This is a genomic window from Oryzisolibacter sp. LB2S (genome assembly GCF_040732315.1).
Lineage (GTDB): Bacteria > Pseudomonadota > Gammaproteobacteria > Burkholderiales > Burkholderiaceae_C > Alicycliphilus > Alicycliphilus soli.
Genome location: NZ_CP160388.1, coordinates 1,264,834 through 1,283,370 on the forward strand (window position 1 = coordinate 1,264,834; position 18,537 = coordinate 1,283,370).

The 18,537-nt window shown below is 71.6% G+C and carries 17 protein-coding genes and 1 tRNA gene; 5 read left to right on the top strand and 13 right to left on the bottom strand.

What is annotated here, in order from left to right; genetic code table 11:
* Positions 1 to 70: 70 nt before the first annotated feature.
* The 3 genes from ABUE11_RS05945 to ABUE11_RS05955 form a co-directional block, all read right to left on the bottom strand.
* Positions 71 to 147: transfer RNA gene (locus ABUE11_RS05945), tRNA-Arg, on the bottom strand.
* A gap of 162 nt (positions 148 to 309) precedes the next feature.
* Entirely contained in the window at positions 310 to 2,094 is a 1,785-nt protein-coding gene (locus ABUE11_RS05950; RefSeq protein ID WP_367068758.1) for a M14 family metallopeptidase, read from the bottom strand.
* 179 nt (positions 2,095 to 2,273) lie between these two features.
* Positions 2,274 to 4,007: a DEAD/DEAH box helicase gene (locus ABUE11_RS05955; RefSeq protein WP_367068141.1), complete on the bottom strand. Its 1,734-nt coding sequence runs from the start codon at positions 4,005 to 4,007 to the stop codon at positions 2,274 to 2,276.
* Positions 4,008 to 4,263: 256 nt separating this feature from the next.
* On the opposite strand from ABUE11_RS05955, the gene ettA reads away from it, so the two are divergent.
* Entirely contained in the window at positions 4,264 to 5,925 is a 1,662-nt protein-coding gene (ettA, locus tag ABUE11_RS05960) for an energy-dependent translational throttle protein EttA (protein ID WP_367068142.1), read from the top strand.
* Positions 5,926 to 5,977: 52 nt separating this feature from the next.
* Here the strand turns inward: ettA and ABUE11_RS05965 are convergent, their stop codons facing one another.
* The 7 genes from ABUE11_RS05965 to ABUE11_RS05995 form a co-directional block, all read right to left on the bottom strand.
* Positions 5,978 to 7,006, bottom strand: coding sequence for a P1 family peptidase (locus ABUE11_RS05965; RefSeq protein ID WP_367068143.1), 1,029 nt, complete (start codon positions 7,004 to 7,006; stop codon positions 5,978 to 5,980).
* Between the two features lie 17 nt (positions 7,007 to 7,023).
* A complete protein-coding gene (locus tag ABUE11_RS05970) occupies positions 7,024 to 7,503 on the bottom strand; it encodes a DUF411 domain-containing protein (RefSeq protein ID WP_367068144.1) in 480 nt (159 codons plus the stop codon).
* Between the two features lie 9 nt (positions 7,504 to 7,512).
* Positions 7,513 to 7,998 carry a cupredoxin family protein gene (locus tag ABUE11_RS05975; RefSeq protein WP_367068145.1) on the bottom strand — a complete coding sequence of 162 codons (486 nt, stop codon included), beginning with the start codon at positions 7,996 to 7,998 and terminating at the stop codon, positions 7,513 to 7,515.
* A 258-nt stretch (positions 7,999 to 8,256) separates the two neighbouring features.
* Positions 8,257 to 8,622: a hypothetical protein gene (locus ABUE11_RS05980; protein WP_367068146.1), complete on the bottom strand. Its 366-nt coding sequence runs from the start codon at positions 8,620 to 8,622 to the stop codon at positions 8,257 to 8,259.
* Between the two features lie 45 nt (positions 8,623 to 8,667).
* Positions 8,668 to 9,318, bottom strand: coding sequence for a YitT family protein (locus tag ABUE11_RS05985; RefSeq protein ID WP_367068147.1), 651 nt, complete (start codon positions 9,316 to 9,318; stop codon positions 8,668 to 8,670).
* 58 nt (positions 9,319 to 9,376) lie between these two features.
* Positions 9,377 to 9,769: a DUF3703 domain-containing protein gene (locus ABUE11_RS05990; protein ID WP_367068148.1), complete on the bottom strand. Its 393-nt coding sequence runs from the start codon at positions 9,767 to 9,769 to the stop codon at positions 9,377 to 9,379.
* Positions 9,766 to 11,898: a heavy metal translocating P-type ATPase gene (locus tag ABUE11_RS05995; RefSeq protein ID WP_367068149.1), complete on the bottom strand. Its 2,133-nt coding sequence runs from the start codon at positions 11,896 to 11,898 to the stop codon at positions 9,766 to 9,768. Before ABUE11_RS05995 ends, ABUE11_RS05990 begins: the two co-directional genes overlap by 4 nt.
* A gap of 39 nt (positions 11,899 to 11,937) precedes the next feature.
* Here ABUE11_RS05995 and ABUE11_RS06000 point away from each other — a divergent pair, with 39 nt between their 5' ends.
* From ABUE11_RS06000 to ABUE11_RS06015, 4 genes are all read left to right on the top strand, one after another.
* Positions 11,938 to 12,396: a MerR family transcriptional regulator gene (locus ABUE11_RS06000; RefSeq protein ID WP_367068150.1), complete on the top strand. Its 459-nt coding sequence runs from the start codon at positions 11,938 to 11,940 to the stop codon at positions 12,394 to 12,396.
* Between the two features lie 108 nt (positions 12,397 to 12,504).
* Positions 12,505 to 13,308, top strand: coding sequence for an ABC transporter permease (locus tag ABUE11_RS06005; RefSeq protein WP_367068151.1), 804 nt, complete (start codon positions 12,505 to 12,507; stop codon positions 13,306 to 13,308).
* A 16-nt stretch (positions 13,309 to 13,324) separates the two neighbouring features.
* Entirely contained in the window at positions 13,325 to 14,320 is a 996-nt protein-coding gene (locus tag ABUE11_RS06010; RefSeq protein WP_367068152.1) for an MlaD family protein, read from the top strand.
* A complete protein-coding gene (locus ABUE11_RS06015; RefSeq protein ID WP_367068153.1) occupies positions 14,317 to 15,006 on the top strand; it encodes a hypothetical protein in 690 nt (229 codons plus the stop codon). Before ABUE11_RS06010 ends, ABUE11_RS06015 begins: the two co-directional genes overlap by 4 nt.
* A 44-nt stretch (positions 15,007 to 15,050) precedes the next feature.
* On the opposite strand, the gene ABUE11_RS06020 is transcribed toward ABUE11_RS06015, so the two are convergent.
* The 3 genes from ABUE11_RS06020 to ABUE11_RS06030 all read right to left on the bottom strand — a co-directional run bounded on the left by ABUE11_RS06020 (position 15,051) and on the right by ABUE11_RS06030 (position 18,440).
* Complete coding sequence (locus tag ABUE11_RS06020) at positions 15,051 to 15,476, bottom strand: hypothetical protein (RefSeq protein WP_367068154.1); 426 nt, start codon at positions 15,474 to 15,476, stop codon at positions 15,051 to 15,053.
* Between the two features lie 152 nt (positions 15,477 to 15,628).
* Positions 15,629 to 17,155 carry an NAD(P)H-hydrate dehydratase gene (locus ABUE11_RS06025; RefSeq protein WP_367068155.1) on the bottom strand — a complete coding sequence of 509 codons (1,527 nt, stop codon included), beginning with the start codon at positions 17,153 to 17,155 and terminating at the stop codon, positions 15,629 to 15,631.
* 46 nt (positions 17,156 to 17,201) lie between these two features.
* A complete protein-coding gene (locus ABUE11_RS06030; RefSeq protein ID WP_367068156.1) occupies positions 17,202 to 18,440 on the bottom strand; it encodes an FAD-dependent oxidoreductase in 1,239 nt (412 codons plus the stop codon).
* Between the last annotated feature and the right edge of the window lie 97 nt (positions 18,441 to 18,537).

Consider the following 18,537-nt stretch of genomic DNA (forward strand, 5'->3'; position numbering starts at 1 on the left):
CGGCCGCATCAAGGGACTGCGCCCGGCGCAGGGCCGGCGGTGCTGGTGGAGCGGGTGGGAGTGGGGATTCTGGCCTGCCCGGAGGGACTCGAACCCCCGACCTATTGCTTAGAAGGCAATTGCTCTATCCGGTTGAGCTACGGGCAGTTGGTGCAGCCAAGGTGCAGGATCATACCGGGGCGCGGGGCCTGCTCCGGCAATGCCGCCATGGCGATGTGGCCGAATCGATGGAATCTGATGAAAAAATGGCTGCAGCGCGCTCTGTGGGCGCGCTGGCAGCTATTGTTTTTGATGGTCCTGCCCGGTCTCTCAGTCCGTGTCCTCGAACACCAGGGACGGCGGCACCATCACGCGCGCCGTGTCGCCGAGGTTGGCGATGAGGTGGTGGGCGAAGTAGCTGTTCTGCGTGTCGGGCTCGAGCGCCGCGATGGCCAGGTTGGCCAGCGGCTGGTTGAGCGGCACGTAATAGCTGCCGGCCGGTATGTCGATGGCGCTGCGCGTGGGCGTGACCTGAACGCGGATGATGGGCTGGTCGCCCTCCACGCTGCCGCGCACATCCTTGCGCGTGGCGGTGTCGCGGCTGTCCTCGTGGTAGGTGTCGGCCAGCACCGATCCCTGCTCGGCCACGCGCAGCACCTGCAGGCCCAGCAGCCGCAGGCGCTCGACGGCGTCGTCCGCGCTCTCGGCCAGCCAGTAGCCGCAGGGGCGCGGGCGCTTCTTCAGGGCCTGCAGCCGCAGCGACGAGTTCCAGTCCACGCGCAGCGTGCGGTCGGCGCCGGTCGCGGGGTCGAGCATGATGATCTCGTGCTGGGTCGGCGTGGGGGCGGCCTCGACCACGATCTCGCCGCGGCAGGCCTGGGACGCGATGTCGCGCGCCTCGTAGGAGCGCACCTGCTGCAGGCTGTCCGCGCGGTCCACGGTGCTGCGCAGCGCACTCGTGAGGGCCGTGACATGCGAATGCACGCGGCGCTGTATGTGGGCGCGGCCAATGCCCACGCCGCGCGTCTCCAGCAGCATGCTTACGGCGTTCTTCAGGCCGTTGACGTTGCGTCCCGTGTCCGGCTGCGTGCCGCCCATGGACAGGCGCAGGTCGTCCATGCGCGTGGAGGTCGTGTAGTACCACTCCTGGGTGAGGTTCTCGGCGTCCAGGGCCTTGATCATGGGGGCGCGGTACCACTCCAGGGCCGCACGCGTCATGAACTCGGGCAGGTTGGCCGTGGTGGCATGCTGCAGCAGCACGTCGTAGCGCTGGATGGCGTGGAACTTCTCCAGGAAGCGCCCGGCCACCGTGTACTCGTGCGCGTCGATGATGGCCATGGGGCGGTAGTCGCGCACCAGCGCGGCCAGGGCGCGCGTCTCGGGCGTCTTGAGCAGCAGATGGTCGCGGTTCATGTCCACGCCGCTGGCGGTGGCGCGCTTGCCGGCCTCGGCGCCGTCGGGGTTGGCGCGCGGCACGATGATCACGTTGATGCGCTTGAGCATGGGCTCTAGCAGGCCCTGGGCGAGTTCGCGCGCCACCACCAGCAGGGCCTCGCTGCCCGCGGGTTCGTCGCCATGCTGCTGGCCGACGAGCAGCACTGTGGGGCGGCGGCTGGCCTCCAGCGTGGCGATGTCGGTGCCCGCGGCCTGCGTGAGCAGCAGGGCCTGGATGGGCGTGCCGCGCTGGGACAGGCCCAGGTCGAGCAACCGTGAGCGTGTGGCGCCCTGGGTGTCGGTGGCCAGGCGCAGCAGCCATTGCGAGAGTTCGGCATTGGTCGTGAAGGCGCGCCGGCCCTCGGCCAGGCCCGGTGTCTCGTAGCGCACGGGCGGCTCGGGAAAGCGCGCCGCCACGGCCTCGCCGTAGGGCATGGCGGCGGTGGCCGACTCGGGAGTGCTGGGCGCGACCGGCGTGATCGTGACCGGCGTGGCTATGGCCTCGTCGCGCGGCGGCAGGCCCAGGGGCGGGGGCACGGGCCTGGTGGCCTGCGTGGCCGCCACGGGTGGCTTGGCCGCGGGCGTGGCGGCGGGCCAGGGCGGCAGTGGCGTGCTCGCGCAGGCCGACAACAGCACCGCCGCCGAGAGCGTCAGCAGGGGGGCGGTGAATCTCGCATTCATGCGCGGGCGGGCGACAGGCTGCGGTGCGCAGGTCAGGGGCAGGGCTGTGGTCGTCTTCATGGTGTGCGGGATGTTACCGGGCGTCTGTGGCACTTCGCGCATGCGGCGCCATGGCCGAGCGCCCAGAAAAAAGGGCCCGGCAATGGTACCGGGCCCGTGACCTTCAATGCATCAGGTGCTCAGCGGCCAAAGCCGCCGCCACCGCCGCCGCGCTGGCCGCGGCCGCCGCGAAAGCCGCCGCCACGGCGGCCGCGGTCGGCCATGCTGTCGACGCTGGTGCGCATGGGGTCGGGCTGGCCGCCGCGGCTGCCCGCGCCGCGGCGCGGATCCAGGCTCACATGCTTGAGCTGGGTGCCCAGGTGTGCGTTCTCGCCGCGCGGCTGGCTGTCGTCGTGGCGGCGCGGGTTGGCATTGCCACCGCGGCCACGGCCGCCGCCGGCACCGCCCATGCCGCCATGGGCCGGACGCGGGCCGCGTGCGCCGGGCTGGCCGGTGTTGGCGCCATTGCCGCCGCGGCCCTGGGCGTTGCGCTGTCCGTCGCGCTGACCGTCGCGCTGACCGTCACCGCGCTGGCCATCGCCGCGCTGGCCATCGCCCTGGCGGCCGCCGCGCGCGCTGCCCTGGGCCGCCTTGTTGGCGCGGATGCGCTCCATCATCTCCTGGCGCGCTGCCTTGGCCGCGGCCTGCATGACCTCGCGGCTCGGCGGCTTGCCCGCGCCGCCCCAGATGGTCTGGCGGCCCATGGCGATGGGCTCGGCCTTCTCGCCTTCCTCGGGGCCGAAGCCCTCGATGGGCTGCACGGGGATCTCCTGCTTGGTGAAGCGCTCGATCTCCATCATGAAGCCCTCTTCGTCCATGCACACCAGGCTCACGGCCTGGCCCTCGCGCCCGGCGCGGCCGGTGCGGCCGATGCGGTGCACGTAGTCCTCGGGGACGTTGGGGATCTCGTAGTTCACGACATGCGGCAGGTCGTCGATGTCGATGCCGCGCGCGGCAATGTCGGTGGCCACCAGCGCCCTGATCTGGCCGGTCTTGAAGCCTTCCAGGGCCTGGGTGCGGGCGCTCTGGCTCTTGTTGCCGTGCAGCGCCATGGCCGAGACGCCGTTCTTCGTCAGGTAGTCGGCCACGTTGTTGGCGCCGAACTTGGTGCGCGTGAAGACCAGCACCTGGCTCCAGTTGTGCTCCTGGATGATGTGCAGCAGCACCTGCTTCTTCTTGCCGCGGCCCACGGGGTGGATGACCTGGCTGATGCGCTGCACCGTGGTGTTGCGCGGCGTGACCTGGATGCTCTGCGGGTTCTTCAGGAGGCCATTGGCCAGCTCGCGGATCTCGTCGCTGAAGGTGGCCGAGAACAGCAGGCTCTGCTTGGATTCGGGCAGCAGCGCGAGGATCTTCTTCACGTCGTGGATGAAGCCCATGTCCAGCATGCGGTCGGCCTCGTCGAGCACCAGGATCTCGACCGTGGACAGGTCCATGAAGCCCTGCTGCTGCAGATCCAGCAGGCGACCGGGCGTGGCCACGAGCACGTCCACGCCGCGCTTGATGCGCTCGATCTGCGGGTTCATGCCCACGCCGCCGAAGATCACGGTGGACTTGATGTCCAGGTGCTTGCCGTAGGCGCGCACGGATTCCTCGACCTGCGCGGCCAGTTCCCGCGTGGGGGTGAGCACCAGGGCGCGCACGCCGCGGTTGCCGAACTTGCTCGTCGAGGCGCTGCCGCCTGCCAGGCGCTGCAGCATGGGCAGGGTGAACGCGGCCGTCTTGCCCGTGCCGGTCTGCGCGCCGGCGAGCAGGTCATGGCCTTGCAGCACCACGGGAATGGCCTGGGCCTGGATGGGGGTTGGAGATTGATAGCCTTGTTCTTGTACGGCCTGCAATATGGCTGGCGTCAGCTTCAGTTCTTCAAATGTCATGTACGTTGGTTGCGCCCGTCCTGGGCGCTGGGTACCTGCCGGTTGCCCGCGACCTTGCAAGCCGCTGGGCCAGTTCTTTGGGCAGATGATTTCAAGGGTGGGAGCCCGGAAATTGCTTCCATCGTCCCCAGCTTGTCTAGGCTGATGTCGGGGCAACTGGAACCCACGACGCCCGTTATTGTCGCATGCGCCGATAATCTATGTTGCGCGCCGCAGTTCGCGGCGCCTTCTTTTTGCTCATTTTTTTGAAGAATCCATGGCTCAGTACGTTTTTTCGATGAACCGCGTCACCAAGACGGTGCCCCCGAAGCGCCAGATCTTGAAAGACATTTCGCTGTCCTTCTTCCCGGGCGCCAAGATCGGCGTGCTGGGTCTGAACGGCTCGGGCAAGTCGTCGCTGCTGAAGATCATGGCCGGCATCGACAAGGAGATCGAGGGCGAGGCCATTCCCATGCCGGGCCTGTCGATCGGCTATCTGCCGCAGGAGCCCCAGCTCAACCCCGAGCACACGGTGCGCCAGGAGGTCGAAGAGGCCATGGCCGAGGTGAACAAGGCGCGCGCGCGCCTCGATGAGGTCTACGCCGCCTACGCCGAGGAAGACGCCGACTTCGACGCCCTGGCCGCCGAGCAGGCCGAGCTCGAGGCCATCATCGCCGCCGCCGGCACCGACAGCGAGCACCAGCTCGAGATCGCCGCCGACGCGCTGCGCCTGCCGCCCTGGGATGCCGTGATCGGCCAGCTCTCGGGCGGTGAAAAGCGTCGCGTGGCGCTGTGCAAGCTGCTGCTCTCCAAGCCCGACATGCTGCTGCTCGATGAGCCCACCAACCACCTGGACGCTGAATCGGTCGAATGGCTGGAGCAGTTCCTGCACCGCTTCAGCGGCACCGTGGTGGCCATCACCCACGACCGCTACTTCCTCGACAACGCGGCCGAGTGGATTCTGGAACTCGACCGCGGCCACGGCATTCCCTACAAGGGCAACTACTCCGAATGGCTGCTGCAAAAGCAAAACCGCCTGGAGCAGGAGCAAAAGGGCGAGGAGGCACGCGCCAAGGCCCTGAAGAAGGAGCTCGAGTGGGTGCGCCAGAACGCCAAGGGGCGCCAGGCCAAGAGCAAGGCGCGTATCGCGCGCTTCGAGGAGCTGTCCGACTACGAATACCAGCGCCGCAACGAGACGCAGGAGATCTTCATCCCCGTGGCCGAGCGTCTGGGCACGCAGGTCATCGAGTTCCACAACGTCACCAAGAGCTTTGGCGACCGCGTGCTCATCGACAACCTGTCGATGACCATCCCCGCGGGCGCCATCGTCGGCATCATCGGCCCCAACGGCGCCGGCAAGTCCACGCTGTTCAAGATGATCGCCGGCAAGGAGCAGCCCGACAGCGGTCAGGTCGTCATCGGTCAGACCGTGAAGATGGCCTATGTGGACCAGTCGCGCGATGCGCTGGCCAACGACAAGACGGTGTGGGAAGACGTCTCGGGCGGCCTGGACATCATCAACGTGGGCAAGTTCCAGATGGCCAGCCGCGCCTACTGCGGCCGCTTCAACTTCAACGGCCAGGACCAGCAGAAGAAGGTGGGCAACCTCTCGGGCGGCGAGCGCGGCCGCCTGCATCTGGCCAAGACGCTGATCCAGGGCGGCAACGTGCTGCTGCTCGACGAACCCTCGAACGACCTGGACGTGGAAACCCTGCGCGCGCTGGAAGACGCGCTGCTCGAATACGCGGGCACGGTGCTGGTCATCAGCCACGACCGCTGGTTCCTCGACCGCATCGCCACCCACATCCTGGCCGCCGAGGGCGACAGCCAGTGGGTGTTCTTCGACGGCAACTACCAGGAGTACGAGGCCGACAAGAAGAAGCGCCTGGGCGAGGAGGGCGCGGCCCCGAAGCGCATGCGCTACAAGGCGCTCAAGTAAGCACCAGCATGACGACGGGCCGCAAGGCCCGTTGTTGTTTCTGGGGCCGGCACTATGCGCCGGTGCCGGCAGGCGCGCCGCCCATGTCGGCCCAGCCCGGCAGGTGCAGCCCCTCGGCCGTGGTCAGCGTGCGCGCGGCGCGCACGGCGCGCACAGTGGCGCGGGCCACGGCCTCGGCTGCCATGGTGGCCAGCACCATCATGCCGGGGTGCTTGGCATGCCGGCCCGTGGCCAGGGTGAACAGCGTGTCGCCGTCGCTCATGGTGTGCACCGGGTTGATGGCGCGCGCCAGGCCGTCGTGGCCCACCACGGCCAGGCGCTGGGCCTGCAGCTTGGTCAGCCGCGCGTCGGTGGCGATCACGCCTATGGTGGTGTTGCTGCCCGCGAGCAGCGGCTGCGGCGGCTCGCCCGCCAGCAGGGCGCGGCGCGTGTCGCGCAGGCCCCGGCCGTCCTGCGTGCGCGCGCCGGCCAGCGGCAGGCCGGTGCCGGGGTCGACCACGTCGCCCACGGCGTTGCAGGCGATCAGCGCGCCCACCGTGACGCCCGCCACGGTGACCGAGGCCGTGCCCAGGCCGCCCTTCATGGCGTGCTGCAGGCCGAACATCTTGCCGACCACGGCGCCGCTGCCCGCGCCCACATTGCCCTCGGCCGGGGGCGCGCCGCTGGCGGCCTGGCAGGCGGCGTAGCCGGCGGCGGCGTCGGGGCGAATCCTCATGTCGCCCACATGCAGGTCGAACAGCACGGCGGCGGGCACCAGCGGCAGGCGGCCCACGCCCAGGTCCAGGCCCACGCCTTGCTCCTCGAGCCAGCGCACGGCGCCCGTGGCGGCCTCCAGCCCCCAGGCGCTCCCGCCCGCGAGCATGATGGCGTGCACCTGCTGCACCAGGTTGCCGGGGGCGAGCAGATCGGTCTCGCGCGTGCCGGGCGCGGCGCCGCGCACGTCCACGCCGGCTACGGCGCCCTCGCGCGCGATGACCACGGTGCAGCCCGTGGGGCGGCGCGTGTCGCTGTAGTGGCCGACGGTGATGCCGGCAACGTCGGTGATGGCGCCGCTGGCGCCGTGCTGGGGGCTGGCTTGCATGGGCGCCGATTATGGTTTCAGCGATGGCTGGTGAACACGCGCGTGGAGACGTCGCTGTTCATCAGGTTTTTGGTGACCAGCAGCACGTCGTAGGGGTCCTTGCGGCCCTTGTATTCGGGGCCATCCATGCCGGGGCTGCCCACGGGCATGCCGGGCACAGCAAGGCCCAGGGCCTTGGGGCGCTGCTTGAGCAGCCTCTTCACATCGGCCGCGGGCACATGGCCCTCGAGCAGGTAGCCGCCCACGAGGGCTGTGTGGCACGAGCCCAGGCGCTGGGGCAGGCCCAGGCGGGCGCGCACCGCGGTGTTGCCGCTCTCGTGCACGGTGACGGTGAAGCCGTTGGCCTGCATGTGCTCGACCCAGTCCTGGCAGCAGCCGCAGTTGGGGTCCTTCCAGACCTCCACGGCGTTGTCCTTGGTGGCCCAGGCGGGCAGGGCGGCGCAGGCCGCGGCGGCGGCGATGGCAGTCATCCATTGGCGGCGATTGGTGCTGTGCATGGCGTGACCTCAGGGTGTGACGGTGAAGCTGCCGCGCATGCCGGCCTCGAAATGGCCCGGGACCAGGCAGGCAAAGTCGAAACGGCCGGCGCGGTTGAAGTGCCAGACCAGGTCGCCCTTGCGCCCGGGCTTGACATGGGCCATGTGCGCCTCGCCATGCTCCATGCCGGGCTGCTCGCGCATCATGGCCGCATGCTCGTCCAGGCTGGCCTGGGTGCCCAGCACCACCTCGTGCAGCACCTGGCCCTTGTTCTCGACGCGCAGGCGCACGGTCTCGCCCTGCCTGACGCTGAAGTGCGCGGGCGCAAAGCGCATGTCGTCCGTCATGCGCAGGGTGATGGTGCGCGTGGCCCGGGCGGCGTCGCCGGCAATGCCCCAGGCCTGCTGCTGCGGTGCGGCGTCGGTGTGGCCGTGGTGGCCTGTGTTTTCATGAGAGAAACCGGCTGTGGCGGCTGCCAGTAAAGCGCAAGCAGCTATCAATTGAATAGTATTCATGGGATTGTTCGTTCGTTGGTCGGAGGATGCGCGGCGCCGCCATGCCGCGCCGTTGGGGCGCGGGCGGTCGGTGGCGGACGCAGCTTGGGCGTCAGAGGCTGTGAGTCTTTCCCTCGTGCCCGAAAGGCGCGCGAAAACGCACCCGATCGAGGCGCAAAACGCAGCCATAGCTCGGGCTATGGCGAGTATTTGCAACGATGAGCGGGGGTGTTTTGGCGTGCAAGGCGGGCACAGGGGAAAAACTCACAGCCTCTCATCTCAAACGATGGGGGGCTTGATGGCCTGAGCGGCCGGGGCGCTGGCAAAGCGCACGCCCTGTGTTGGGTGGTGCGTGTGGCCCGGCGCCGTCTCCGGCGGCGTCATCCAGGCGGAGAGCGCCAGCGCCGAATGACAGATGCCGCAGGCGCCGCAGCCGCTGGGATGGGCCGCATGTGTGTCGCCCGCGGCGTCGCAGCAATGCCGCTCCATGGCCTGGTGTGCGTGCACGCCATGGTCCTGGTCGCCGGCGGCGTGCATGGTCTGCGGCGTTGCCGTCGCGGGAACCAGGCCCATGGCCATGGCGTCGCCCAGCAGGCCGCGCAGGACCAGCAGCATGACCAGGGCAAGGGACAGGAGGCGACGCATGGCGGGAATGATACTGGGGCGGTTGGCGAAGTTCCCGGCGTGGGCTCAGGCCGCCATGTACCGCCCGGGCCGGTGGTTGATGGCCAGCACCTGGTTGAGCGCCAGCGCCCCCACGATGGACCAGAGCACGCGCATGGGCTCCACCGTGGCCAGGGCCGCGGCGACGATGCAGAAGTCCGCCACCATCTGCACGGCGCCCGCGCGCCAGCCAAAGCGCCCCTGCAGGTACAGCGCCAGAATGCCTATGCCGCCCAGGCTGCAGTGGTGGCGAAACAGCACCAGAAAGCCCATGCCCATGCACAGCCCGCCGACCAGCGCGGCGTACAGCGGCTCTATGCGCGCGATCTGCATCAGGTGCGGCTGCACCTCGGTGATCACGGCCAGCAGGGCCACGCCCGCAAAGGTCTTGAGCGTGAAGCCCAGCCCGAGCTTGCGCAGCGCCAGCCAGTAGAAGGGCAGGTTGAGCACGAAGAACAGCTTGCCAAAGCCCCAGCCCGTGGCGTAGTGCAGCACAAAGGCCAGGCCGGTGATGCCGCCCGTGAGCAGGCCAGCGCCGCCCACCATGGCCACGCCCACCGAGACCATGGCCACGCCGGTGATGATGGCCACCGCGTCCTCGCCGCGCGAATGCGGGGCGGGGGCCGGTGTCGGGCGGGTTGTGGGCAGCGGTGCGGTGGTCTGTGCGGTGGATGGCATGGGGGCGCCATTGTGCGCCGGCGGCGGGCGCCCCCGGGTGCGGTTGCGTCAAATCCGCTCAGGATTTTTGCCCGGGATAGTCGGGCGCCGCGCCGCCACAGGCGCGCATGGCCTCAGCGATGCAGGCGCGCAGCGCGGCGTTGGGCACCATGGGCTGCAGCGGGGCCGTGATGGCGCGGCCGTTGTTGCCGTAGGGCATGCGGCGCACCAGGTGGCCCCACGGCGCCATGCACAGGTGGCGCAGCTGGCCCTGGGCCTCGAACTGGTCACCGAGCGACCGGGCAAAGCGCAGCATCAGCCAATGCGCGCGCAGGTGCAGGGCCAGGCGGCTCTGGCCGAGCACATGGGCGGCCTCGAGGTAGCGCCAGCGATCGGCCTTGGCCTGGCCGGTGCTGGCGTGAAACTGCTGCACAAGGTAGTCAAAGGCGGCGCGTTGGCGGGTCTGGCTCATGGTGTCTGTGGCTCGGGCTCTTGTGGGGGCAGGGCGCGGCGCAGGCGCAGGCCGTTGGCGACGACCAGCAGGCTCACGCCCATGTCGGCCAGCACGGCCATCCACATGGTGGCCATGCCGAGCAGCGCAAGCATAAAGAAGGCCGCTTTCACGGTCAGCGCCAGGGTGATGTTCTGCCACAGCACATGGTGCGTGCGCCGCGACAGGCGAATGGTGTCGGGGATGCGGCGCAGGTCGTCGTGCATCAGCACCACGTCGGCCGTCTCGCTGGCCATGGCCGTGCCCTGCGCGCCGCCCATGGCAAAGCCGATGTCGGCCTGGGCCAGGGCCGGCGCGTCGTTGATGCCGTCGCCCGTCATGCCCGTGGGGCCGCAGCCGCGCTGTAGCTGGGCCAGGGCGTCGAGCTTGTCCTGCGGCAGCAGGCCGCCGCGCGCGTCTTCGGCGCCGGTGATGCCGGCCTCGGCCGCCACGGCCCGCACGGTGGCCGGGTTGTCGCCGCTGAGCACCAGGGGCCGCACGCCGAGCGCGCGCAGTTGCACTATGGCATCGCGCGCATGCGGGCGCAGCGGGTCGGCCACGGCAAACAGCGCGCGCACGACCTGGCCGTCGGCCAGCAGGGTGACGCTGCGGCCCAGTTCCTCGTGTTGCTGGAGGCTGCGTTCGAGATCGTCGCCCGCCAGCCCCTGCTCGCGCATCCAGCGCAGATTGCCGAGCTGCCAGCGCCGGCCGGCAATGTCGGCCTGCACGCCGCGCCCGGGCAGGGCGACGAGGTTTTGCACGCCGTTGGCCTCGGCCGCGGGCAGGCCCGCGGCGATGGCGCGCGAGACCGGGTGCTCGGAGCGGCCCGCGAGCTGCCAGGCGATGGCGGCGGCGCCGGCCTCGTCCATGCCCGCGAGGGCCTGCCAGTGCACCAGCGTGGGCTGGCCCGTGGTCAGCGTGCCGGTCTTGTCCAGCGCCATCACGCGCAGGCCGCGCGCGGCCTCGAGCGCGCCGCCGCCCTTGATCAGCATGCCGCGGCGCGCGGCCGCCGTGAGCGCGCTGACCACCGTAACCGGCGTGGAGATGACCAGCGCGCAGGGGCAGGCGATGACCAGCAGCGCCAGCGCCTGGTAGGCGGCCTGGTGCCAGCTCCAGCCCATGAGCGTGGGCGCGGCCAGCGCCAGCAGCAGGGCCAGCGCGAAGACGATGGGCGTGTAGACGGCGGCAAAGCGGTCCACGAAGCGCTGCAGCGGCGCCTTGCCGGCCTGGGCCTGCTCCACGGCGCGCACGATGCGCGCGAGCAGTGTGTCGCCCGCGGGCGCGGTCACGCGCATCAAGAGCTCGCCATGCTGGTTCACGCTGCCGGCGTAGAGCGGGTCGCCCGGGGCCTTGTCGGCCAGCTGGCTCTCGCCGGTGATCGGCGCCTGGTTCACGGCGCTCATGCCCTGGGTGACGGTGCCGTCCAGCGGCACATGGGCGCCCGGTGCGATGCGCACGGCGGCGCCCTGCGCCACTTGGTCCACGGGCAGGCGCAGGCTGTTGCCGTCGGCCTGCAGCACATCGGCCGTGGCGGGGGCGAGCTGCAGCAGGCCGCGGATGGCGTGGCGCGCGCGGTCCATGGCGCCATGCTCGAGGCGCTCGGCCGCCACATACAGCGCCATGACCATGGCGGCCTCGGGCCATTGGCCTATCAGCACCGCGCCCGTGACGGCCACCGTCATCAGCGCGTTGATGCCCAGGCGCAGCCGGCCCAGATCCTTGAGGCCCGCGCGGTACACGCCAAGGCCCGCGAGCGCGATGGCCAGCAGCGCCAGCGCCATGCCGGCCATGTCCTGCTCGAGCCAGTGCGCGACCTCGGCGCCCGTGGCCAGGGCCAGGGCCGCGGCAATGCGCGGCCAGCGGGGCAGGGCGTCGTGGCCATGCTCGCCCGCGCAGCCGCCGCAGGCCGCGCCGCCCGTGGCGCATTGCGCCGTGGGCGTTGCATGGGCGTGCGCATGGTCATGGTCATGGGCATGGGCGTGCGCATGGTCATGGTCATGGGCATGGGCATGGGCATGGGCATGGGCATGACCATGGCCGTGGTGGTGGTCATGGGGGTGTGCGCCGGCAGGGGGCTGGCCGGGCACATGTGGAACGTGGCTGTGGTTCATGCGACCATTGGAAACCTTCAAGTCACTTCAAGGTCAAGCATGGCAGAGCATCACCCCCGCCACCGCATAGGCGACGCCGCCCGGCTCTCGGGCGTATCGGCCGCCAACATCCGCTATTACGAGAAGGAAGGGCTGCTTGCGCCAGGCGTGCGGGGCGGCAACAGCTATCGCTTCTATAGTGAATCCGACCTGCACCGGCTGCGCTTCATCCGCCTGTGCCGGGCCATGGACATGTCGCTCGACGAGGTGCGCACGCTGCTGGCGCTGGACATGGCCGCGGGCGGCACGGACCACGCCGCCTGTGCCACGCTGGACGACCATCTGCAGCATGTGCGCACGCGCCTGGCCGAGCTCGCCACGCTGGAGCAGGAACTGCTCGCCCTGCGCGCGCGCTGCGACGGCACGGGCGGGCAATGCCATGTGATAGAGGCGCTGCACGAGCGCGCCGACGCCGAACCCGTGCCGGCCCTGGCCCCGCTGGCCCGCCGCCATGTGTGATGGCTGTGGCCTGTTCACTATGCAAGTGATAGCTGCTCGCGCTTGCCAGCAGGGCGCTGGAGGCCAATTTGTTACCAAAAAGACGGCATGTGCCCGTATGATCGCCGCATGAGCATCGCCCTGCAGTCCGTGAACCTGCCCCGGCGCGCCTGGGCGCTGGCCCTGCGCTGGGCCCTGGCCTGGTGGCGCATCATCGACCTGGGCGCCGTGGTGCTGGTGCTGACCTGTTCGCCGTCGAGCTACCGGCCCGCGGCGCGCGCGCGCCTGGCGCGGCAGATGCTCATGGACACGGCGCCCATACTGCTGGGCTTCACGGCGCTGGCGGCGCTCTTGAGCCTGGTCATCACCCACATCGTCGTCGTCACCGCCCACAGCTATGGCCTGACGCGCTACGCACTCGAGATGGTGATCCGCGTGCTGGTGCTGGAGCTGATACCGCTCACGGCCGCGCTCTTCGTCGCCATGCGCAGCACCATGCCGAGCGGCGCCCAGCTCGCGCGCCTGCGCGCGGCCGGGCACCTGCAGGCGCTGGCCGATCGCGGCGCAGACCCGGTGCGCATGGAGCTGCTGCCGCGCGTGCTCGCGGGCGTGCACGCCTGCATCACGCTGGCCGCGCTGTCCTGCGTAGTGGCGCTGTTCATGGCCTATCTTGGCGTGTACGGGCTCACCACCGCGGGCCTGCCGGCCTACACGCGCATGTTCGGCCAGGTGTTCACGCCCTCGATCACGCTGGTGTTCGGCCTCAAGACCCTGCTGTTCAGCATGGCCGTGGCGCTCATCCCCATGGCCTCGGCCATGTACCCGCCGCCGCGCAGCCTGCTGCAGGGTGGGCAGAGCCAGGGGGGCCTGGCGCGCATGTTCGCCGTGCTGCTGCTGATCGAGGTGATCTCGCTGCTGGGCAACTACTACTGATATGCACGATCCCCACATGTCCCCCACCCCGCCCGCACCCCCGCCCGCACCCGCGCCCGAGGAGCTGCTGCCCCCCGTGCGCCACCTGCGCCTGAAGGCCGCGGCGCTGCTGCTGCTCACGCTGGCGCTGGTCGCCGGCTCCGTGCTCTACCTGCTGTACGCGCGCGGCGCCTTCGAGCCCACGCAGCCGCTGGTGCTGATCGCCGACGACTCCGAGGGCGTGAGCGTGGGCATGGACATGACGTTCTCGGGCTTTCCCATAGGCCGCGTGCGCCGCATCGAGCTGGCCGGCGACGGCAATGTGCGCATCCTCATCGACGTGGCGCGGCGCGACGCGCATTGGCTGCGCGAGTCCAGCGTCTTCACCCTGGTGCGCGGCCTGGTCGGCGGCACCACCATCAAGGCCTACAGCGGCGTGCTGACCGACCCGCCGCTGCCCGCCGGCGCCGAGCGCCCCGTGCTGCGCGGCGACGCGGCGGCCGAGATACCCCAGCTCATGGCCACGGCGCGCGAGCTGCTGGGCAACCTGCAGCAGATCACCGCGCCCGACGCGCCGCTGGCCGCCACGCTGGCCCAGCTGCAGCAGACGACGCAGCGCCTGAACGCCCCCGGCGGCGCCCTGGGCGTGCTCATGGGCAACGAGCGCGATGCGCGCCGCGTGCTGCAGACGCTTGAGCGCAGCCAGCAGCTGCTCGCGCGCCTGGACGGGCTTGCCGCGCGGGCCGACCAGCAGGTCTTTGGCGCGCCGGGCGCGGCCGGCCTGGTGCCCGAGCTGCGCGCCAGCGCACAGCAGCTGACCGGCCTGCTGCAGGACGCGCGCCAGAGCCTCACGCGGCTGGACGCCGTGCTCGCCGAGGCCAAGGCCGTGGGCGCCAACGCCCGCATGGCCACCACCGACCTCGACGCCCTGCGCGCCCAGGTCGAGGCCAGCCTGCGCAAGGTCGATGGCCTGGTGAGCGACATCAACCGCAAATGGCCGTTTGCGCGCGACACGGAGCTGAAATTGCCATGACCTCCACGCCACGTTCGCCCCACCTGCCGCTGCCCGCCGCGGCCCTGCTGCTGGCCGTACTGCTGACCGCCTGCGGCAACCAGCCCGCCGTGCCCGACTGGCAGGCCAACGCCCATGGCGCGGCCGAGCGCGCCACGGCCGCCGACCTGGCCGGCAACGACCGCGTGGCCCGCCAGGAATGGGCGCGCGCCCGTGCCGAGGTGGCGCGCACCGGCCGCCCCGAGCTGCTGGCGCGCGTGGAGCTCATGCGCTGCGCGGTGCGGCTCGCCAGCCTGGAGGGCGGCGACTGCCCGGCCTTCGCGCCCCTGCGCCAGGACGCCACGGCGCAGGAGCAGGCCTATGCCGACTATCTTGGCGGCCGGCTAGCGCCCGAGCAGGCCGCGCTGCTGCCCGCCGCCCAGCGCGCCGCCGCCACCGGCGCGGTGGCTGCCAGCGCAATGGCCGAGATGGCCGACCCGCTCTCGCGCCTGGTCGCCGCCGGCGCCGCCGTGCAGGCCGGCCGCGCCACGCCCGCGGTGCTGGCCCTGGCCAGCGACACCGCCGCCGCCCAGGGCTGGTCACGCCCGCTGCGGGCCTGGCTGCGGCTGCGCGCCGAACAGGCCCGGGCCGCGGGCGACGCGCCACTGGCAGCGCAGCTAGAGCGGCAGATCGCCATCGTGGAAACCGCGGGGCAACCGGCGCGCTGATCGCAAGGCGACGCCGACGCTACATGGCGCGCCGGGTCACGCCATTACTGGACATACGCGTAGACAAACAGCAGCACGGCGGTGATGGCCGTGTAGAACAGCCCGGCGATCGTGAAGTAGCCCAGTGGCCTGTGCCACGCCGGCACATGCCCGGGCGACACCCCGGCGACCCGGGTGCTGCGCGCGGCCTTGAAGAGCTGCAGTGCCCAGGCCAGGTAGGTCAGCACCGCGCCCACCACATGGGCCAGCAGCAGGGGCTTGAGAAAGGGTGCGCGCGCGACGGCGTCCTGCGGCAGGAAGTTGCCCGAGCCGCCCGCGAGCCTGATCTGCACCTCCAGAATGATCGCGCCGGCGATGCAGGCCCAGAACAACCGCTTCTGGATCCTGGCGTGCGTGGCGTACTGGCCCATTCTGACGCGCGAGACGGCGTACAGCGCCACAAAGGGCACCACGACCGAGAGGGCCAACATCCCTGCGAGTATGAAATGCGTCACTGCCATGCTGTCCATGCGCTGTTGGAGGGGGCAAGAGGGTGGACGGCATTGTGCTGCAGGCGCGCGGCGCGGCAGGCCCGCCGCGGCTGGGGCAAACCCGCATGTGTTCGGGCCGAGTTTGTGCAGGCTCAACGGGCCAACGCCCGCGCGAGCCGCCCGGCCGTCAGCGCCTGCCCCGGGGGCCAGAGGTCGGCTGCGGCGCCATGCTGCCAGCAGGCGTGGCTGGCGGCGTCGAAGGCGGCCGTGGCGTTGGCCTCGCGCGCGGCGGCCAGGTGGGCGCCGACCAGGCCGGCGAGCACGTCGCCCGTGCCGCCCGTGGCCAGCAGCGCGTTGCCCGTGGGGTTGATGCGCGGCGTCTGGCCCGGCGCGGCAATCACGCTGCCCGAGCCCTTGAGCAGCGCCGTGCAGTCGAATCGATCGGCCAGCGCCTGGGCGACGGCCAGGCGGTCGGCCTGCACGCGGGCCGTGTCGCAGGCCAGCAGCCTTGCGGCCTCGAGCGGGTGGGGTGTGAGCACGGTGGCGCAGCCCGGGCGCTGGCCGCGGGCGCGCAGCTGTTGCTGGAGCGCCGCATCGGCGGCGATGGCGTTGAGCGCGTCGGCGTCGAGCACCAGGCGCGTGGCCTGCTGCAGCACCTGGGGCAGCACGCCGGCCACGGCCGCGCCACCCCCGCAGCCGCAGACCACGGCACCCTGGTGCAGGGCGAGCGCGTCGACGCGGCGCAGCATGATCTCGGGCTGCCCTGGCAGGGCCGTGCAGGCGCCAGCGTCGAGCAGGGCCAGCAGCACGCGCCCGGCACCCGCGTGCAGGGCGGCGCCGGCGGCCAGCAGGGCCGCGCCCGTCATGCCCATGCCGCGCGCGGCCAGGCCCTCGCCGCCGATGATGGCCACGTCGCCACGGCTGCCCTTGTGGCTGGCGTGGGCGCGCGGGGCGGCGGGTGGTGGCCCGGCGAGCCAGGCGCAGGGAGCTTCGGAGGGGGCCTCGGTGGGCGCAACCCCCAGGTCGTCAAACCAGACGCTGCCCGCGGCGTCGCGCCCGTGGGCGGTGAACAGCCCGCTCTTGAGCGTGAGCAGCGTCAGGGTGTGGCGTGGTGCCAGGGCCGTGCCGCTGGCGGCAAATCCGGGTGCGTACTGGCCCGTGTCCGCGATCAGGCCCGAGGGCAGGTCCACGCAGAGCGTGGGCGCGGGGCTTGCACGCATCTGCGCGAGCCAGGCCAGCAGGCGCGCGTCGGGCGGCTGCTCGCGCGGCGCGGCCGTGAGGCCCAGGCCGAGCAGCGCGTCCACGCACAGATCCTGCGGGCCCAGCGTGGGCGGGGTGTCGGCAAACGGCACGCCGGCATCGCGTGCGCGCTGCCAGGACAGGCGCGCGTCGGCCGGCAGCGCATCGGGTGTGCCCAGCCAGGTGACGAGCACGGGGTGGCCGGCGCGGCGCAGCAGCGCGGCGGCCTCGAGCCCGTCGCCGCCGTTGTTGCCCCCGCCGCAGGCGATCCAGATGCAGCGCGCATGCGGCGCCAGCGCCAGCGCCAGGCGGGCCGTGGCGCGGCCGGCGCGCTGCATCAGCGTGTGCGCGGGCAGGGTGGCGGCGGCCGCGGCCTCGATGCGGCGCGTGGCCGCGCTGTCGAACAGGGGATGGGGCTGGTCAGTCGTGATGCGCTGCATGGGCGCATTGTGGCGCCCCGTGCGCGCCTCGTCCTGTGGCCGAAGGTCAGAAGCGCCCCATGCCGAAGGGCTGCAGGTCTTTGGCGGGCGCGCGATCGGCGATCAGGTCGGCCAGTGCGCGCGCGCTGCCGCAGGCCTGGGCCCAGCCGCAGGCGCCGTGGCCGGTGTTGAGCCACAGGCCGGTGTGGCCGCTCGCGCCGATCACGGGCGCGCCATCGGGCAGCGTGGGGCGCGCGCCGCGCCAGACCTGCACCTGCGGCGACGAGGTGAGCGCGCCGCCCGGAAACCAGCCCGAGAGCGCCAGGTACAGCGTCTGCAGCGTGGGTGCGTGCGGCGTGCCGCCGCCGTGGCCGAGCTCCGCGCCGCCCGAGACACGCACGCGCTGGCCCTGGCGCGTGATGGTGATGCGGTGCAGCGGGTCGATCACGCTGCCCTGCGGGGCATGGCTGTCCTCGCGCAGCGGCGCGCTGATGCTGTAGCCGTTCACGGCCGCCATGGGCAGATGCAGGCCCAGCGGGCGCAGCAGGGCGGCGCTGGCCAGACCCGCGCACAGCACGACGGCGTCGAAGCGCCGGGGCGCCGCCTCGCCCGCGATCTGCACGCCGGCATGGCCGCGGCCGAGCGCCTGCACGCGCGCGCCAAAGACGAACTGCGCGCCCTGCGCCTGGGCCGCGTGGCGCAGGATCTGGGCGAACAGCCGGCAGTTGCCGGCCTGGCCGTCGGGTGCGTGCAGGGCGCCGGCGAGCGGCGCGTCGGTGCACAGGCCGGGCTCGATCAGGCGCGCCGTGTCCGCATCCACTTCCTGCAGCACCTCGCCGGCCTCGCGCAGCCTCTGCAGCAGGGGCTGCAGCGGCTCCATATCCTCGGGCCGGCGCAGCAGCACCAGCGTGCCGCGGCTGGCCTCCATGTCCATGTCGAACCGCTGGGCCAGGGCGCGCGTGCGTGCCAGGCTGTAGCGGCCCAGGCCGTCGAGCGCGCTCAAGAGAGCGGGCATGCCGGGACTGCGGCCGGCCTTCGACCAGCGCCAGCGCCAGGCCAGACCAGCGCTGGCGGCGCCGCGTGCCAGGCGCGGGCTCGACGGGTCGCGCCAGAGGCGTCCGGCGCCCACGCCGGGCACGGCCCAGGGCAGGAGCAGCGCGGGCGCGAGCAGGCCGGCGCTGCCGAAGCTGGCCTCCTCGGCGGCGGCGGCGCGTTGTTCGAAGAGGGTGACCTGGTGGCCGTCGGCGGCCAATTCATAGGCGGTGGCCGCGCCGACGATGCCGGCGCCCACGATGGCTATCTGCATGAAATTCTTGGTGAAACTGGGCTCAAGCGGCGCTGGGTGTTGACGGGCCTGGCAGGCGAATCAACAGGATTCGCCACCTGAGCATGAAACTGACCTG

Excerpts from the sequence above, each read along its gene's own strand:
- ABUE11_RS05950 (WP_367068758.1), bottom strand. The coding sequence starts at position 2,094 with ATGAATGCGAGATTCACCGCCCCCCTGCTGACGCTCTCGGCGGCGGTG.
- ABUE11_RS05955 (WP_367068141.1), bottom strand. The coding sequence starts at position 4,007 with ATGACATTTGAAGAACTGAAGCTGACGCCAGCCATATTGCAGGCCGTA.
- ettA (WP_367068142.1), top strand. The coding sequence starts at position 4,264 with ATGGCTCAGTACGTTTTTTCGATGAACCGCGTCACCAAGACGGTGCCC.
- ABUE11_RS05965 (WP_367068143.1), bottom strand. The coding sequence starts at position 7,006 with ATGCAAGCCAGCCCCCAGCACGGCGCCAGCGGCGCCATCACCGACGTT.
- ABUE11_RS05970 (WP_367068144.1), bottom strand. The coding sequence starts at position 7,503 with ATGCACAGCACCAATCGCCGCCAATGGATGACTGCCATCGCCGCCGCC.
- ABUE11_RS05975 (WP_367068145.1), bottom strand. The coding sequence starts at position 7,998 with ATGAATACTATTCAATTGATAGCTGCTTGCGCTTTACTGGCAGCCGCC.
- ABUE11_RS05980 (WP_367068146.1), bottom strand. The coding sequence starts at position 8,622 with ATGCGTCGCCTCCTGTCCCTTGCCCTGGTCATGCTGCTGGTCCTGCGC.
- ABUE11_RS05985 (WP_367068147.1), bottom strand. The coding sequence starts at position 9,318 with ATGCCATCCACCGCACAGACCACCGCACCGCTGCCCACAACCCGCCCG.
- ABUE11_RS05990 (WP_367068148.1), bottom strand. The coding sequence starts at position 9,769 with ATGAGCCAGACCCGCCAACGCGCCGCCTTTGACTACCTTGTGCAGCAG.
- ABUE11_RS05995 (WP_367068149.1), bottom strand. The coding sequence starts at position 11,898 with ATGAACCACAGCCACGTTCCACATGTGCCCGGCCAGCCCCCTGCCGGC.
- ABUE11_RS06000 (WP_367068150.1), top strand. The coding sequence starts at position 11,938 with ATGGCAGAGCATCACCCCCGCCACCGCATAGGCGACGCCGCCCGGCTC.
- ABUE11_RS06005 (WP_367068151.1), top strand. The coding sequence starts at position 12,505 with ATGAGCATCGCCCTGCAGTCCGTGAACCTGCCCCGGCGCGCCTGGGCG.
- ABUE11_RS06010 (WP_367068152.1), top strand. The coding sequence starts at position 13,325 with ATGTCCCCCACCCCGCCCGCACCCCCGCCCGCACCCGCGCCCGAGGAG.
- ABUE11_RS06015 (WP_367068153.1), top strand. The coding sequence starts at position 14,317 with ATGACCTCCACGCCACGTTCGCCCCACCTGCCGCTGCCCGCCGCGGCC.
- ABUE11_RS06020 (WP_367068154.1), bottom strand. The coding sequence starts at position 15,476 with ATGTTGGCCCTCTCGGTCGTGGTGCCCTTTGTGGCGCTGTACGCCGTC.
- ABUE11_RS06025 (WP_367068155.1), bottom strand. The coding sequence starts at position 17,155 with ATGCAGCGCATCACGACTGACCAGCCCCATCCCCTGTTCGACAGCGCG.
- ABUE11_RS06030 (WP_367068156.1), bottom strand. The coding sequence starts at position 18,440 with ATGCAGATAGCCATCGTGGGCGCCGGCATCGTCGGCGCGGCCACCGCC.